We start from the raw sequence: 15,227 nt of genomic DNA, 5'->3' as shown, positions 1-15,227 counted from the left end.
TGCCTTTCCTTTCTACCGTTTTATAATTCATTCTTTAAAGATGGCTTTGTCACGTCCATAATTTCCTGTAGATTCATACCTTTAAAATCTCTTGATTCCAGAAGATTCTTCTTCATTTCAGAAAGCAGTCTCCGCATAAAAAGCGTCTCTTCCTGCGACAGGCCTTTCAAAGTCAGTTCTTCCATTTCTTTTATCACACACTTTACTCCGTCTACACATTCAATGCCTTTGGGAGCAAGATGGATCCGCATAATCCTCTGATCATTATGATCCGGTTTCCTGAGAACGTAACCCTGATCTTCCATCTTTCTTAATGCAACCGTCATAGATGGCGGTGTGATCCCGATTACCTCGGCCAGTTCTCTCTGGGACATGTTTCCTTTACAATGCAAAACAAACAGAATCGCCGCCTGACTCGGTTTCAGCTTTAATTCATCCATACGTCTGATTGCCTGATACTTGGTCAACTGCATGATCTGAAACAGCAGTACAAAAATCGAGGAATCATCCATCATATTCATAAAATATATCCTCCTGTGAATGTAATATTTCATTTAATTAGTTTTCTAACGAATATACTATGCATTATTCCTATATCTGTCAACATATTAATGGTTTTTTAATAATATATAAGTATTTTTTTACAAATAATTAATTAGTTTTTTAACAAAATAACAGCGAAAAAAATCTGCAGAACAGATTTTCCGAACCCCCTGTTTCCTGTTATCTGTTCTGCAGAATTCTAACTTTTCCTTTTCCCCTATATATTATGCCACGCACCGCACCTGATCGTATTATAGTTTATCGGAATCCAGAACGATCGTAAATGGTCCGTCATTGATCAGACTGACTTTCATATCTGCTCCAAACCGACCTCTTTCCACTACCGGTACCTGCTCCTTACATTTACTGATAATATACTCGTACATCTCTTCTGCCATATCCGGAGCTCCTGCTTCAATAAAACTCGGACGATTTCCTTTTTTACAGTTTGCATACAGTGTAAACTGGGAAATCAGAAGCAGTTCTCCTCCAACCGTTTCCAGTGACAGATTGGTCTTTCCCTGTTCATCCTCAAATATCCTGAGACCAAGCATTTTTTTCACCATCTTGTCGGCAATTTCTTTTGTATCTGAATCACTGACACCGATCAGAACCATAAATCCACGGCCGATCTTTCCCAGCACTTCTCCATCCACCTGAACTTCACTTTCCGTTACTCTCTGAATCACAAATCTCATACATTCATCCTCCATATCATGCTCTGTATTTTCATTCTTTATGTATATCTGCAGATTATATCCTTCTATTCTTCCGTCTTTTTATCCGGAAGCTGAGCGAGGATAATCGCGGCAAACATCAGTATACAGCCTGCCGATTCCCGCACAGACAGCCGTTCTCCCAGAATCATCCAGCCTGCCAATACGGAAAAACAGGATTCCAGGCTCAATATCAGTGATGCAATCGCCGGATTGACATTCTTCTGTCCGACAATCTGAAGCGTATATGCCACACCGCAGGAGAATACTCCTGCATACACCAACGGGAACCACCCCGCCAGCATTGCATCCAGTCTGGGTGTTTCTGTCAATACCATAAACGGTATAGAGACAATTCCGCAGACCAAAAATTGTATACATGACATTTTCACACCATCTACCATTGGTGAAAAATGATCAATCACCATAATATGTAACGAAAACACAAGCGCACACAAAAATATAAAAATATCACCTTTTCCAATTGTAAATTTTTCCGTAATACACAAAAAATACAATCCTGCCAATGCAAGCAGCACCGCAATCCATACCTTCCATCCGATTTTTTTATGAAGAAAAATCCCGAGAACCGGTACGATCACAATATAAAATGCAGTAATAAATCCGGCTTTTCCTGCTGAAGTATACTGAATCCCGATCTGCTGAAGGCTGCTGGCGGCAAATAATAAAAGGCCACACGCAATACCTCCGATGATCAGATCCTTACGACTCCCCTCTTCCTTAACAGTTCCTTCTTTTTTATTTAAAATCTGTAAAAGCCATATACATGGCAAAAGTGCTGCTGCTCCTATCAGACTTCTTACTCCATTGAACGTAAATGGACCCAGATAATCCATTCCTACACTCTGTGCTACAAAAGCAGTTCCCCATATGAAAGCTGTCAACATCAAAATCGCTGCATTTTTCGGTCTCATATTCCACACTCCATTACTCAAATCTTCCGAATGTCTTTTCATACTGTCATATCATCTTCCGAATACGATTGGCATACTGTTGTATTATAATTCATAACGACTGGTAATTTCAACATTTTATTTGATATATATAATGCGGAAAGCTATAATGAAAGACAAATAGCACTCTTACTTATCTTACCAACACAAAGGAATGTTTTCATTATGAATAAAAAACCCCTGTCAGAATCAAATAATCTCTTTTACCTTCTTTGTGGAATGCTTCTTCTTACAAGTGAATTGTGGAAACAGATTACCCTGACTTTTCTGTCAAATGACGGGACTTATATCTGGTGGTATTTTCCGTTTCAGCTATGCAGCATCCCGATGTATGTCTGCCTGATCATACCATTTATTAAAAACACAGTCTTACGCAGCGTTCTGATTGTCTTTTTGATGGATTACGGCTTATTAGGCGGATTTTTTGCTTTTTTTGACACCAGCGGCATGCATTATTCCTACTTTCCACTTACGGTTCATTCTTACCTGTGGCACATTCTGCTGATCCTGATCGGTCTGCATGCCGGCAGGGACTACCGCTATGAAAAAAAACAAAACTATTTTATGCAGGCAACCTCACTCTACCTCGCCTGCTGTATGATTGCCACCATATTCAATCTGGCTTTCTACCCTTATGGAGACATCAACATGTTCTATATCAGTCCACATTATCACATGCAGCAGAAAGTCTTTCGTACCATCGCCTTGTATTGTGGAGATCTGGCAGGATCCCTGATCTACATCTTATCCACAATATTCGGTGCATGGGGGATAAATCAGCTGTGGATAATGTGGATAAAGAAGGGGACGGGGGATTTTTAAAAATCCCCCGTCCCCTTCTTGACTTGTTCCCCGTTTCCGTCTATATTTTTATTTACAAGGAGGATTTTTATCATGTTACTGGATCGTCTGCTTACCCTGCCCGGTTTTCTCTATCAAATCGGCAGTCGTTATTATTATCTCGGAAAATGGATATGCAAGGAATGTTCAGATGTCAACGCCACGGACTCTGTCACCATGTATCAGATATGCAGAAGCGGCAATGAAGAGCCTGAAACAAACATGTATTTTCAGAAGCTTCGTGCTTTCAGTGATTTTGCTTTGGAGGTTCCATATGATCCATCCGGAATCAAAGCAAATATGTCTTCTCTTCTTTCTTCGCTGAATGATGATGAAAACCAGAAACTGGAGGACCAGGTTCTGCATTTTGAAGAAGATCTTGCAAAATATTGTTCCTGACAAAAAAAGTGTGGGCATTCCGCTCACACTTTTCTTGTCCGTTAACAGTTCTCATCAAAGACTTTCTGAATGCTGTCATAATGCAGAAAAATTCCCTGTTTTGCATACTCCCTAATCTCTTCCAGGGATACAATTGCATATCCTGACACCTCTTCTTCCTGTTTCTTCACATCTTCTTCCTGAAAGTCAAGAATAAACTTATACACATCTACAAAATAATTGTTCTTTTCCTCCGGATTTACTCTTTTATAGGTAAAAGCATAGCCGCCATCTGCTCCCGTCACGTCAATACCTGTTTCTTCCAGTATCTCACGGCTCACTGCATCTATTGAGCTTTCTCCGGCACGGACACCGCCGCCCGGAACTTCCCACCAGCCTGCTGCCCATTCCTTATCCATTCTACGCCTGGTCACAAGATACTTGCCATCCGGTCTCATCAATACCCCCAGAACAGTCAGGTGATAATCTCCGGGCTGCATATTCCAGTCATTACGCTTCATCGTGCGTCCTGTCTTTTCTTTATTTTCATCATATATATCCCATAATTCCATTTTTATCAGTCTCCTCTTTCCTAGTATCTGTTATGCACGTCTTCTGCAAAACACATCACATCTTTCATTTCAATCACTCTGCCATCATCCAGCACTGCTTTCCCGCTCATCCGTCCGAATACCTGATGCTGATCTGTCAGGATAACCAGAGCCGACGTTCTGGCTGCACGATCCAGAACCGGCGTAAAGTCCATTTCAAATCTTCCGTCACTGGAAGTAAATTTCCATGGTTTCATATAATCATTTTCCGGAATATGAAATGTTACGTCATCCAGTTTATGTGCTTTTCCATCATAAAATAACATATTTTCTGACGCTGCTTCCGTATTGCCAAAACCATATCCGATATTAAAGCCGAATGGTTTTCCATCCACTCTCGTATTGCCGGATCCCCAATACCATCGATTATCATATGTCCACACGCCTCGTCCCCAGTCAAGTGTTCCAAAGTCACTCTCTTTTGAAAATTCATATGTTTTTCCATCAAAAGTCATGGTTCCATATGCCGGCATGCAATTGATCTTCTGATTGTAATAGAATGCCGTCTTTTTCTCTTTCCAGGGAGTTGCAATCACCATCGTATCCATCTTCGGCTGTTCTAAAGTAATATTACAGGAAAATGTCTTTCCCTGATAAAAATTCCTGAAATTACACAGGATCTGTCTTTTCCCATCCGTAACCAGAAAATCCATATGCAGACGCTCATCCCGATAAATCGTATCTCCATATTCAGAGGATGCAGGAAGATGAAACTTGCCCATCGGGAACGGATTCAGTATGGTCTCCGTATGTTCCCACCCTTCCTTAAAATTCAAAAGAGAGACCGACTGCAGACCGATATATCCGTCATCTGATATCGTAAATGCCCCGGCAAACTCTTCGTTCATTACCAGATAATAATCCCATTCTTTAATTCGAAATCTCCTGGCTTTAATCTGTTTCCTGTCATAGATCTGTACCTGACTTCTGGACCATCCAGGCTCCCGCAGACTGCCGTTTTCATCCAGAAGCGGCTGTCTCGTCTTCACTTCATGATTTCTCATATTTACACCTCCCGGTTGTTTCCCATTATAACATTGAAAATGCAGAGAATCTATCCCTGCATAAGATTCTCTGCATTTTTCTCCTTTTCCAGATCTTATTATTCCTTTTTCCTTCACATCATCTTCAGCTTTTTCTGATATTTTTCCTGCCAACTTTTTCCTTTCCTGTTCCTTTTCTCCTTCCTGTGAAGTATTGACTGCAAGATCCCGATACAAAAATGTATCTCTGAGATTCCAGATGTTCAAAGCTGCTTCCAGCATCTGTTCCAGAAGCTTTTTCGCCTCTTCGTATCGTTCTTCCCGGATCATAATCTGTGTTTCAATCTGACGTTTGTCGATCGACAACCGATCCGGAAGCGTCTCGAGAAGTTCCCTCGCCTCCTCATATCGTTCTCCTGCCATGTACTTGGACGCCAGCATAAAAGAAGCTGACGCTTTTGCCTCTCCTTCTCCCACCCTGGAAGCCCTCTCGTAAAATTTCTCAATTCTTTCTTCATAATAATGCTGATCTTCCGCAGGATCTGGCAAGCCATATATCAGACGTGCACCATCCAGAAGAACAGCGATCTTCTGGATAAAAACTCCACAATTCGGATAGTTCCGTATTTTTTCTTCACCCATGCAGAATCCGCTTTTAAATCCATTTTTCTGGATTTCTTCCATCATCTGATTGCAGAATGTATCCATCTCTTTTTCTGTCATTTCTTCCTCAAAACACAGCAGTGTATTCAGATCTGTTTCCAGAAGCCGTGCGATCGGCGAAAGCAGTGAGATATCCGGATAACTTATCCCTTTTTCCCATTTATTGACTGCAGGGGCAGATACCCCAAGATAATCTGCTACCTGTTCCTGTATATATCCTTTTTCTTTTCTCTTCTCTCTGATAATATTCCCGATTGGCATTTTGTATTCTCCCGTTTTCTGTATTTGATATAAATGTTAACATTACATCCAGAAAAGCTTTTCTTTGATTATATAATTCCTTTTGTGCCGGTCCGTTCAATATATTTCCGAAACGATCAAATCCCGAACCATGACAGGGACATTCCCATGTTGCTTCATCCGGGTTCCACGCAAGCCTGCATCCAAGATGCGGACATCGCAAAGACAATTCTATCTCCTGTTCCGTAGTCTTCCATCTTACCGTTTTCTCAACCGCCAGCAACTCCCTGCACAGATTTCCGGCTGTGATCATACTATGTTTTGCAAATTCCTTTCCCATTGCATTGGAGATACGACGTTGTGGCGAATAGATCTCTTGATTTACCACTGTTTTACCGGTAATCATATCCGATATGATTCTTGCACCTGCCAGGGCAGAAGTCATGCCCCATTTTCCAAATCCCGTGAGCACATACCAGTCTTCTGCCCTCTTCTCAAATCTTCCGATATAAGGAATCCCATCCAGCGTCATACAGTCCTGTGCAGACCAGTGGGCTATTTCTTCGCATTCCGGCCACCATTCTTTCGCTTTTTTCTGCAGCAGATGATACTTCCCTCCCTGTGCATTCCCACCTGTCCGATGTTTTCCTCCTCCAAACAACAGATACTCTCCTTCATTTCGAAATGAATATCCATCTTCTTCCACACCAAGATAATATCCCTCGAATTGTGCTGCATTTTTCAGCGCCAATACATAACTTCTTGACTGATACATCCGTGCAAAATAATATCCGGGAATATTTACAAATGGAAAATGGCATGCAAATACAACATTCCTTGCCGTAACAGTTCCTCCCGAAGTATATAGTCTTGTCTCACCTTCTCTGATCCTTTCCACCTTATATACCCTTGAATTTTCATAGATCTTGATTCCTTCCAGAATTCCTTTCAGAAATCTCAGCGGATCAAACCGTGCCTGATTTTTGAACTCTGCTGCCTGTCTGACCGGAAAAGGGAGCTCACACGTTGTCTTATATTCCGCATCAATCCCCAGTTTTTTCGCAGACTCCACTTCCAGGTCCAGCCCCATATCCTTTCTGCAGGAATACAGGTATGCGGAACATCTCGTAAAATTACATTCTATCTTTTTATCTTCAATGATTTTCTCATATGCATAGATTGCCCATTCATTCCATCCTGCATACATTCTGGCCCGTTCTATTCCGTAACACCGGATCAGACGCTGATATATCATATTATGCTGTGATGTTATCTTGGCTGTCGTACCGGCAGTCTGACCTGACACAATGCGGTCTGCTTCCAGCACAGCCACCTGAACCCCCTTGTCTCTCAGAAAATATGCTGTCATCAGGCCTGCGATACCTGCACCAATTACAATCGTATCTACGCAGACATCCTCCGTAAGCGATTCATATTTATTAAAATCTGTTATTCTGTTCCATAATGTGTCCATATCCTTACCTCCGGACATAGCATATACAGAAATCGCCCAATTTAACCAAAAAAATGGAGAATCGCTCAGACTCTCCATTTTTATTCATTCTTAATCCACCAGCTTCTTTACCAGCTTTTTCACTTTTTTCTTACAAAACCAGTGATGGTGCTGTGTAGACTCTTGCTCCAAGTTCACTGTCCAACATATACAGGCTCTTCGGATCATCTCCAAACAGCTCAAACTTCTTTACAAGATTATCCGCATTGTTCTCCTCTTCACCCTGCTCTTTTACAAACCAGTCCAGGAACTGCATGGTACGGAAATCCTTTATCGAATATGCTGCATCATAGATATTATGAATCAGGCCTGTTACATACTGTTCATGCTTCAGCCCTTCTGCCAGAATTGCTTTTGCACTCGTCAGTTCGACTGCCGGTTTTTCAATCGTTTCCAACGTTACCTTTTCACCATTATTCTGAAGGTACTGGATAAACAGCATTGCATGGTCTCTTTCTTCCTGCGCCTGAATCTTATACCAGTTTCCGAATCCATCCAGGTTTATATCATAATAATAATTTGAAAAATCCAGATATAAATATGCGGAATAAAACTCCTTATTCACCTGGTTGTTCAATAATTCTACTACTTTTTTATCTAACATATGTAATCTCCTCCTTACGAAAATATGCTTTTTTCATATTATACGCTTATGAAAACTTAGTTTCAATCCTTCTTAAAAAATTAGTTTTTTTCATATTATGAAATTATGAAAGAATCATTTTTTCAAATTCCTTTTTAATATAATCACATGTTGGCTTTGTCCACTGCGTGCCTTCCAATCCATTTTCAGATTTGATCAGCTGCAGAGCAAAGAGTAATGCATCCAGCACTTCCTTGTTTTCCAGATTCTGCAGATTGGAGACAACATATTCCTTCGCCTGCCTCGGTTGGATCCCCGCTCTTTTACTGAGCATTCTGCAAAAGGATTCAAAAGAAATGATCTTTTCTCCATATTCCCAGAAATGATCCTCGTATTTCTTATACTTGTCTATATATTCCTGTATCATATCTCTTGCTTCCGTATCCAGACTATATCCGAAACGAATGGCAATCTCTTCCAGTTCCCTCCAAAATGAAACATCCACTGCTGAATAATCAATATTAATCCGAAAACAGCCCCCTGTTTTCTGTATCTCCTTCTGAAAATCATCCTCCCAGGTCGGACATACCAGCATCTTCACGCCATTCACGATTCCACCCTGTATTAATTTTTCTTTCATCTGTACTGCCTCCCTCTGGCCTGGATCTTATCTTACAGGCCAGTTAACAATTTTATCAATGGTTTTTCTTCCGGTGATTAACTCCTGTTTCATTATAGCATTGTCTATAAAATATTGCAAAGGTGGTTCATTTTCACATTTTATAAGATTTTTTCCAAAATAGGATTGACAAACCATGGTCATATATGTTATAAATATCTAGTGCGACAGGCATACACAGGGGATTGGTCAAGTGGTATGATAGGGGTCTCCAAAACCTTTGGCGGGAGTTCGATTCTCTCATCCCCTGCTCGCAAAGTCTCAGAAATGACGTAAATTCGGCGTTTCTGAGATTATTTTTTATTCTGTAATATTAATTCAAATCCATAGCAGCTTTTCTCAAACCCATATATTTCATAGAATCTATGGGTCTCTTTCCTTTTCCTTTTTACAATATCCAAAATCTTAAAATATAAAAAAAGGCAAAGAGCATCTTTCCCGACGCGTCTTCGCCTTTTTATCATATTATATAAAACATTTCTCGACTAGATAGTACCGATATTCATTCTGCGGAATACTCCAATCAGCACTTTTCCAACTGCAAGTACCAGAATAGCAGCTGCGATTGCCTCCGGAATACCCGATGCGGTTACCGTGCCCATAACCAGTCCCCATACTGCAGTAATCGCTACCTCTTTTGCCTCTGCATACTGCTGTGCAAACAAGAGGTAGATGCTTCCCATGACTGTTATCGTATTTACCATGGATCCTGCAAATCCAACAATCGGAAGTGCAATCGTCTGATTCACTTTCAGCTTGTTAAGTAATATCCACAACCATCCTGCCGCAACACCGATCAGAACTCTGCATCCTACAGAGATCCAGATTGCCTTTATTGCTCCCACAATCCCTGTTGTGCTCATAAACGGTGAGAATGCAAAAGACAAAAGTGTCGGCGCCATGGTGTTACTGATCAAAGAACAGATACCAAATACCGCTCCCAGAATCGCTCCTGCTCCCGGTCCCAGTAAAATTGCTCCGATAATGACCGGAATATGTACAGTTGTCGCCTTAATTACCGGAAGCTGAATCATGCCAAGCGGTGTATTCGCAAGGACAATGATAATTGCCGCCATAAGTGCAACACTGACCATCCAACGAGTGTCGTGCTTCTTTGTTTTCATAATTTCATTTCCTCCTTGTTATCATTCCTGTTATACAGGATACAATACAATTACCGGGTCATTATATCATTCCACGTCTTTTGTAACAAGTATAAAAATGGATACATGATATCTTTTTCATTATTTTCGCAACTCCTGACAGTAATTCTTGCAAGATAATTCAAAAAAAGCTATAGTGTTAGTACAAGTCATTAACCTGAATAAACTGAACTATATGAAATGAGGATATCGAACTATGTTAAAAGGAAAAACAGTCCTTCTTGGAGTAACCGGCGGCATTGCATCCTATAAAAGTGCCTCTTTAGCCAGTCTTCTGGTAAAAGCAGGTGCCCAGGTACATGTCTTAATGACAGAAAATGCCAAAAATTTTATTAACCCGATCACTTTCGAAACTCTGACTGGACATAAATGTGTTACAGACACCTTTGACCGAAATTTTGAATTCAATGTCGAACATGTGGCTTTGGCAAAAAAAGCCGATCTGGTCATGATTGCACCTGCAACTGCCAATGTCATTGCCAAACTGGCGCATGGGATCGCTGACGATATGCTGACCACTACTGTACTTGCATGTCGCTGTCCCAAGATCATCGCTCCGGCTATGAACACCGCCATGTATGAAAATCAAATCACACAGGATAATATGGATCTTTTAAGAAAGTACGGCATGGAAGTAATCACTCCTGCCTGTGGTCACCTTGCCTGCGGAGACACCGGTGCGGGTAAAATGCCGGAACCGGAAACTCTGATTCAATATATCTACCGGGAACTTGCACATAAAAAGGATATGAAAGGATTGAAGGTTCTCGTCACTGCAGGCCCAACACAGGAATCTATCGATCCGGTCCGCTATATCACCAATCATTCTTCCGGTAAAATGGGATACTGTATTGCGAGAGCCTGCATGCTGCGCGGCGCAGATGTTACACTTGTCAGTGGCAGGACTGCACTCACTCCGCCCATGTTTGTAGATGTTGTACCTGTAATATCTGCAAAAGATATGTATGAATCCGTCACTTCCAGAAGTAATGATATGAATATTATTATTAAAGCTGCTGCTGTGGCAGACTATCGTCCGGCTTCTGTTGCAGACGAAAAAATGAAAAAAGCCGATGCTGAACTCTCCATTGCGCTGGAACGTACAGATGATATCTTAAAATATCTTGGCGAGCATAAAACTTCCGGTCAATTTCTGTGTGGTTTTTCTATGGAAACGCAGAACATGCTTGAAAATTCAAAAAAGAAACTTGTAAAGAAAAATCTGGACATGATTGTAGCTAACAACCTTAAGGTAAAAGGAGCCGGATTTGAGACGGATACGAATATCGTAACCATGATCACTCCTGATTCTGTATGTGAACTTGAATTAATGAGTAAAGAAGACGTGGCATTTCGCCTGACAGATAAGATTCTGGAATTAATGGAGCCCCAAAAATAACTCTGATATAAGAGCAGGGAACAACATTATTTTGCCCCCTGCTCTTAGTTTTACAAAATATCTATATGTTCTCCTGCAAGTGCTTTATTCATACTGCGGACTGCGCAGAATTTCCCGCACATGGAACATGTATCATCGTACTCTGGTTTCCGTTCATTCCAGATTCTCTTCGCTGTCTCAGGATCCATCGCACATGCCCATTGTGCTTCCCAGTCAAGCACACGTCTGGCATCTGCCATCCGGTCATCGATTTCTCTGGCGCCTCTGACACCTTTTGCTATGTCAGCTGCATGAGCTGCAATCTTTGAAGCAATAATCCCCTGTTTCACATCATCTACATTGGGAAGCGCAAGATGTTCTGCCGGTGTCACATAACACAGAAATGCAGCTCCGGAAGCAGCCGCGATTGCTCCTCCTATTGCAGAAGTAATGTGATCATAACCCGGGGCAATATCTGTGACCAAAGGCCCAAGTACATAAAATGGAGCTCCCTGACAGATGGTCTGCTGTATCTTCATGTTCGCCGCAATCTGATCCATCGGCATGTGTCCCGGACCTTCCACCATAACCTGCACATCTTTCTCCCATGCACGTTTCGTGAGTTCTCCCAGACGAACCAGTTCTTCAATCTGACAGACATCAGAAGCATCCGCAAGACATCCCGGACGGCATGCATCTCCCAGAGAAATTGTTACATCATACTCCCGACAGATATCCAGAATCTCGTCATAATATTCATAGAACGGATTTTCCTCCCCAGTCATACACATCCATGCAAACACCAGCGAACCTCCTCGAGAAACGATATTCATCTTTCTCTTATGATTTCGTATCTGATCAATTGTCTTTCTGGTAATTCCACAATGCAAAGTCACAAAATCGACTCCATCCTCAGCATGCAAACGTACTACATCTATGAAATCCTTTGCTGTCAGCGTGTCCAGATCTCTTTGATAGTGAATGACAGAATCATATACCGGAACAGTTCCAATCATTGCAGGACATTCACTGGTTAATTTTCTTCGAAATGGAATCGTATCTCCATGTGAAGACAGATCCATAATTGCATGCGCCCCCATATTAACTGCCTCCATTACTTTTTCCATCTCAACATTATAATCCTTACAATCTCTGGATACGCCCAGATTCACATTAATTTTTGTTCTGAGCATGGAGCCTACACCTTCCGGATCCAGACACTTGTGATTCTTGTTTGCACAGATGGCAACTTTGCCGGATGCAACCAGCGGCATCAATTCTTCTGTCGTCATCTGCTCTTTTTTTGCAACAATCTCCAGTTCTTTTGTTACGATTCCCTTTTTTGCAGCTTCCATTTGTGTTGTGTACTCTCTCATTTGTTTACTCCTTTCTCTACTACATATATAATAAATGAGATTTCCCTGCGGCATGCACTTTTCGGAGGGGTACATCTGTCGAAAACGACAGAAAAGGCTGCTGCAACGCACTCGCATTACAGCAGCCAGAAATAATTCTACAAAACACTGTATATCCCTACGTTGGCATTATCCAAATCAGGTTATGGGTCAAAGCAACACAGCTTACTCTCAGCCTACTTTCCGTAAGCACCCCGTTTTTACTGTTTTATTATACAATACCATGTTCTGATTTACAACTGCAATCTTCTTCCCCATTGCTTTCAAAAAAGATCATTTTTGCATATTTTTTAACATGATATTTCATTTTTATTTAAAGAATCGGCAAAAATTTGATTTTAATGCAATAAATTTGCAAGAACCCATTGACGAAATGTCAAAATATGATAGAATATTAAAATTGAGTGGAATATATTATGGAGGATAGAACATTGGCTGCATACGAAGAATTATCTAAAGAAGAATTATTACAATTGAAAAACGATCTTGAAGCACAATTTGAAGAAATAAAAAGACAGAATCTGAACCTTGACATGTCAAGAGGTAAGCCGTCTGCGGAACAGTTGAATCTCTCTATGGAAATGATGGATGTATTGAGAAGTGACTCTGACCTGATATGTGAAGAGGGTGTCGACTGCCGTAATTACGGTGTCCTGGATGGAATCAGAGAGGCAAAACAGCTTCTTGCAGATATGATGGAGGTTCCGAAAGATAATATCGTTATTTTTGGAAATTCCAGTCTGAATGTCATGTATGATACAATTGCACGCAGCATGACTCACGGTGTAATGGGAAGCACTCCGTGGAGCAAGCTTGACAAAGTAAAGTTCCTCTGTCCTGTACCGGGATATGACAGACATTTTGCTATTACTGAATATTTTGGAATTGAGATGATTAACGTACCTATGACATCTACCGGACCGGATATGGACATTGTAGAAAAGCTGGTAAGCTCTGATCCTGCAATTAAGGGAATCTGGTGTGTTCCAAAATACTCTAATCCACAGGGAATCACTTACTCAGATGAAACGGTTCATCGTTTTGCCGCATTAAATCCTGCAGCGGAAGATTTCCGAATCTTCTGGGATAATGCATACGGTATTCATCATTTATATGAGGATAAACAGGATTATCTGCTTGAAATCTTAATGGAATGTAAAAAAGAAGGACACCCGGATATGGTTTATAAGTTCTCTTCTACTTCCAAGATTAGTTTCCCCGGTTCCGGAATTGCTGCAATCGCTGCATCTGATGCAAACCTTGCAGAAATCAGAAAACAGATGAAGATTCAGACAATTGGACACGATAAAGTGAACCAGTTAAGACATGCAAGATATTTTAAAGATATCCATGGTATGGTACAGCATATGAAACGTCATGCAGACATTATGCGGCCGAAATTTGATGTTGTTCTGGAAACACTGGAAAGTGAACTCGGAGGTCTTGGAATCGGCAGCTGGCTTGCACCACGTGGCGGATACTTTATCTCCTTTGATTCTTTAGAGGGGTGTGCAAAAGCCATCGTAGCAAAAGCAAAAGATGCCGGACTGATCATGACAAATGCCGGTGCAACTTTCCCGTATGGAAAAGACCCAAAAGACAGCAATATACGAATTGCTCCGTCTTATCCGACACTGGAAGAATTAAAAACAGCAGTCCAGGTATTTGTATTAAGTGTAAAATTAGTAAGCATTGATAAAATCCTGGAACACAAATAAATATTCTGATATAGAAAATCCTTCGTATGACATTAGCCATGCGAAGGATTTTCTATAATGTATCAAACAAACAAATGATCCAAGAAATTCCAAGCTGCCGCTATCTTTCTAATTCTTTCACATAATGAATATCACAAGCAAAATGCTCTGTCTTCACCAGAGAATTGCATGTCCTCTGAAATCCATACTTTTCATAAAATTTTTGAGCAGCTGTCATATTTTTCATCGTTTCTAAATAACAAGTCACATAATATTTCTTTGCATAATCCAATGCAATCTTGATCAGAGAGTGGGCCACCCCAGTTCCTCTTGCATGCGGAAGGCAATACATTTTCTGTAATTCACAAACATCTTTCACTCCGGTAAGCGGACCGATTCCAACTCCTCCTGCTATTCGTCCATTCTCATCTTCTGCAACCCAATACTTGCTGCCTTCTGAATTATATATTTCTGAAAATCTTCCCAGATCCGGATCAGCCCAGGCTGTCCCCTCATGATTCGCTCCGAATTCTATCAAACAACCTCTTATTAAATCTTCTACTTTCTGATTATCTTTTCTTTCAATTTCTCTAATTTTATATTCCATTTTTTCCCCCACATTTTTACAAAAAAATCTTCCTAAAAGAAGAATTCTATAAAATAAAAAACAGTCAACATATCGTTGACTGTCATGTACCTTCAAAACTGCATACAAGAAATCATCCATTCACCTATCACCTTGCTTGGTCATGCCCTCGACCGATTAGTATCAGTCAGCTCCATGTGTTACCACACTTCCACCTCTGACCTATCTACCTCGTCGTCTTCAAGGGGTCTTACTACTTACGTAG

General features: G+C 40.9%; 15 protein-coding genes, 1 tRNA gene, 1 rRNA gene and 1 riboswitch. Of the genes, 5 read left to right on the top strand and 12 right to left on the bottom strand.

The window, feature by feature from the left end; translation table 11 throughout:
* Positions 1 to 20 precede the first annotated feature (20 nt).
* From ABE547_RS12400 to ABE547_RS12390, 3 genes are all read right to left on the bottom strand, one after another.
* On the bottom strand, positions 21 to 521 hold the full coding sequence (locus tag ABE547_RS12400) for a MarR family transcriptional regulator (protein WP_347379078.1): 501 nt from the start codon (positions 519 to 521) through the stop codon (positions 21 to 23).
* Between the two features lie 273 nt (positions 522 to 794).
* On the bottom strand, positions 795 to 1,241 hold the full coding sequence (gene dtd, locus ABE547_RS12395) for a D-aminoacyl-tRNA deacylase (protein WP_347379077.1): 447 nt from the start codon (positions 1,239 to 1,241) through the stop codon (positions 795 to 797).
* Between the two features lie 65 nt (positions 1,242 to 1,306).
* Positions 1,307 to 2,194: a DMT family transporter gene (locus ABE547_RS12390; protein WP_347379076.1), complete on the bottom strand. Its 888-nt coding sequence runs from the start codon at positions 2,192 to 2,194 to the stop codon at positions 1,307 to 1,309.
* A 204-nt stretch (positions 2,195 to 2,398) separates the two neighbouring features.
* On the opposite strand from ABE547_RS12390, the gene ABE547_RS12385 reads away from it, so the two are divergent.
* Together ABE547_RS12385 and ABE547_RS12380 are read left to right on the top strand one after the other, a co-directional pair.
* Positions 2,399 to 3,055, top strand: coding sequence for a hypothetical protein (locus ABE547_RS12385; protein WP_347379075.1), 657 nt, complete (start codon positions 2,399 to 2,401; stop codon positions 3,053 to 3,055).
* 72 nt (positions 3,056 to 3,127) lie between these two features.
* A complete protein-coding gene (locus ABE547_RS12380) occupies positions 3,128 to 3,472 on the top strand; it encodes a hypothetical protein (RefSeq protein WP_347379074.1) in 345 nt (114 codons plus the stop codon).
* 41 nt (positions 3,473 to 3,513) lie between these two features.
* On the opposite strand, the gene ABE547_RS12375 is transcribed toward ABE547_RS12380, so the two are convergent.
* From ABE547_RS12375 to ABE547_RS12355, 5 genes are all read right to left on the bottom strand, one after another.
* Positions 3,514 to 4,023 (bottom strand): NUDIX hydrolase, encoded by a 510-nt coding sequence (locus ABE547_RS12375; protein WP_347379073.1) that lies wholly within the window; start codon positions 4,021 to 4,023, stop codon positions 3,514 to 3,516.
* Positions 4,024 to 4,043: 20 nt separating this feature from the next.
* Positions 4,044 to 5,969, bottom strand: coding sequence for a DUF2804 family protein (locus ABE547_RS12370; protein ID WP_347379072.1), 1,926 nt, complete (start codon positions 5,967 to 5,969; stop codon positions 4,044 to 4,046).
* Positions 5,869 to 7,422: an FAD-dependent oxidoreductase gene (locus ABE547_RS12365; protein ID WP_347379071.1), complete on the bottom strand. Its 1,554-nt coding sequence runs from the start codon at positions 7,420 to 7,422 to the stop codon at positions 5,869 to 5,871. Before ABE547_RS12365 ends, ABE547_RS12370 begins: the two co-directional genes overlap by 101 nt.
* A 130-nt stretch (positions 7,423 to 7,552) precedes the next feature.
* Positions 7,553 to 8,065: a ferritin gene (locus ABE547_RS12360; protein WP_347379070.1), complete on the bottom strand. Its 513-nt coding sequence runs from the start codon at positions 8,063 to 8,065 to the stop codon at positions 7,553 to 7,555.
* A 103-nt stretch (positions 8,066 to 8,168) separates the two neighbouring features.
* Positions 8,169 to 8,684, bottom strand: a complete 516-nt coding sequence (locus ABE547_RS12355; protein WP_347379069.1) for a hypothetical protein — start codon at positions 8,682 to 8,684, stop codon at positions 8,169 to 8,171.
* Positions 8,685 to 8,902: 218 nt separating this feature from the next.
* Here ABE547_RS12355 and ABE547_RS12350 point away from each other — a divergent pair.
* Positions 8,903 to 8,973 (top strand) — tRNA-Trp (locus tag ABE547_RS12350).
* A 235-nt stretch (positions 8,974 to 9,208) separates the two neighbouring features.
* Here the strand turns inward: ABE547_RS12350 and ABE547_RS12345 are convergent.
* Positions 9,209 to 9,847, bottom strand: coding sequence for an ECF transporter S component (locus ABE547_RS12345; RefSeq protein WP_347379068.1), 639 nt, complete (start codon positions 9,845 to 9,847; stop codon positions 9,209 to 9,211).
* A gap of 235 nt (positions 9,848 to 10,082) precedes the next feature.
* Here ABE547_RS12345 and coaBC point away from each other — a divergent pair, with 235 nt between their 5' ends.
* Entirely contained in the window at positions 10,083 to 11,285 is a 1,203-nt protein-coding gene (coaBC, locus tag ABE547_RS12340; RefSeq protein WP_347379067.1) for a bifunctional phosphopantothenoylcysteine decarboxylase/phosphopantothenate--cysteine ligase CoaBC, read from the top strand.
* A 50-nt stretch (positions 11,286 to 11,335) separates the two neighbouring features.
* Here the strand turns inward: coaBC and thiC are convergent, their stop codons facing one another.
* Positions 11,336 to 12,640 (bottom strand): phosphomethylpyrimidine synthase ThiC, encoded by a 1,305-nt coding sequence (thiC, locus tag ABE547_RS12335; protein WP_347379066.1) that lies wholly within the window; start codon positions 12,638 to 12,640, stop codon positions 11,336 to 11,338.
* A 137-nt stretch (positions 12,641 to 12,777) separates the two neighbouring features.
* A riboswitch (TPP riboswitch) is annotated at positions 12,778 to 12,886 on the bottom strand.
* Positions 12,887 to 13,110: 224 nt separating this feature from the next.
* Here thiC and ABE547_RS12330 point away from each other — a divergent pair.
* Entirely contained in the window at positions 13,111 to 14,397 is a 1,287-nt protein-coding gene (locus ABE547_RS12330) for an aminotransferase (protein ID WP_347379065.1), read from the top strand.
* 100 nt (positions 14,398 to 14,497) lie between these two features.
* On the opposite strand, the gene ABE547_RS12325 is transcribed toward ABE547_RS12330, so the two are convergent.
* Both ABE547_RS12325 and ABE547_RS12320 read right to left on the bottom strand, forming a co-directional pair.
* The gene (locus ABE547_RS12325) at positions 14,498 to 14,983 is read right to left on the bottom strand and encodes a GNAT family N-acetyltransferase (RefSeq protein ID WP_347379064.1); all 486 of its coding nucleotides are present in this window, start codon (positions 14,981 to 14,983) and stop codon (positions 14,498 to 14,500) included.
* A 136-nt stretch (positions 14,984 to 15,119) separates the two neighbouring features.
* Positions 15,120 to 15,227: ribosomal RNA gene (locus ABE547_RS12320) — 23S ribosomal RNA — on the bottom strand; the annotation flags it as partial.

It is taken from the genome of Dorea sp. YH-dor226 (assembly GCF_039832105.1).
Taxonomy (GTDB): Bacteria; Bacillota; Clostridia; order Lachnospirales; family Lachnospiraceae; genus Dorea_A.
The sequence above is the reverse complement of the archived record's forward strand: the minus strand, read 5'-3'. Positions and strand labels throughout refer to the sequence as shown.

What these genes read in the sequence shown, in the direction of transcription:
- dtd (WP_347379077.1), bottom strand. Translation starts at nt 1,241, where the DNA reads ATGAGATTTGTGATTCAGAGAGTAACGGAAAGTGAAGTTCAGGTGGAT.
- ABE547_RS12355 (WP_347379069.1), bottom strand. Translation starts at nt 8,684, where the DNA reads ATGAAAGAAAAATTAATACAGGGTGGAATCGTGAATGGCGTGAAGATG.
- ABE547_RS12380 (WP_347379074.1), top strand. Translation starts at nt 3,128, where the DNA reads ATGTTACTGGATCGTCTGCTTACCCTGCCCGGTTTTCTCTATCAAATC.
- ABE547_RS12360 (WP_347379070.1), bottom strand. Translation starts at nt 8,065, where the DNA reads ATGTTAGATAAAAAAGTAGTAGAATTATTGAACAACCAGGTGAATAAG.
- thiC (WP_347379066.1), bottom strand. Translation starts at nt 12,640, where the DNA reads ATGAGAGAGTACACAACACAAATGGAAGCTGCAAAAAAGGGAATCGTA.
- ABE547_RS12370 (WP_347379072.1), bottom strand. Translation starts at nt 5,969, where the DNA reads ATGCCAATCGGGAATATTATCAGAGAGAAGAGAAAAGAAAAAGGATAT.
- ABE547_RS12365 (WP_347379071.1), bottom strand. Translation starts at nt 7,422, where the DNA reads ATGGACACATTATGGAACAGAATAACAGATTTTAATAAATATGAATCG.
- ABE547_RS12390 (WP_347379076.1), bottom strand. Translation starts at nt 2,194, where the DNA reads ATGAGACCGAAAAATGCAGCGATTTTGATGTTGACAGCTTTCATATGG.
- ABE547_RS12385 (WP_347379075.1), top strand. Translation starts at nt 2,399, where the DNA reads ATGAATAAAAAACCCCTGTCAGAATCAAATAATCTCTTTTACCTTCTT.
- ABE547_RS12375 (WP_347379073.1), bottom strand. Translation starts at nt 4,023, where the DNA reads ATGGAATTATGGGATATATATGATGAAAATAAAGAAAAGACAGGACGC.
- ABE547_RS12345 (WP_347379068.1), bottom strand. Translation starts at nt 9,847, where the DNA reads ATGAAAACAAAGAAGCACGACACTCGTTGGATGGTCAGTGTTGCACTT.
- coaBC (WP_347379067.1), top strand. Translation starts at nt 10,083, where the DNA reads ATGTTAAAAGGAAAAACAGTCCTTCTTGGAGTAACCGGCGGCATTGCA.
- ABE547_RS12400 (WP_347379078.1), bottom strand. Translation starts at nt 521, where the DNA reads ATGAATATGATGGATGATTCCTCGATTTTTGTACTGCTGTTTCAGATC.
- ABE547_RS12325 (WP_347379064.1), bottom strand. Translation starts at nt 14,983, where the DNA reads ATGGAATATAAAATTAGAGAAATTGAAAGAAAAGATAATCAGAAAGTA.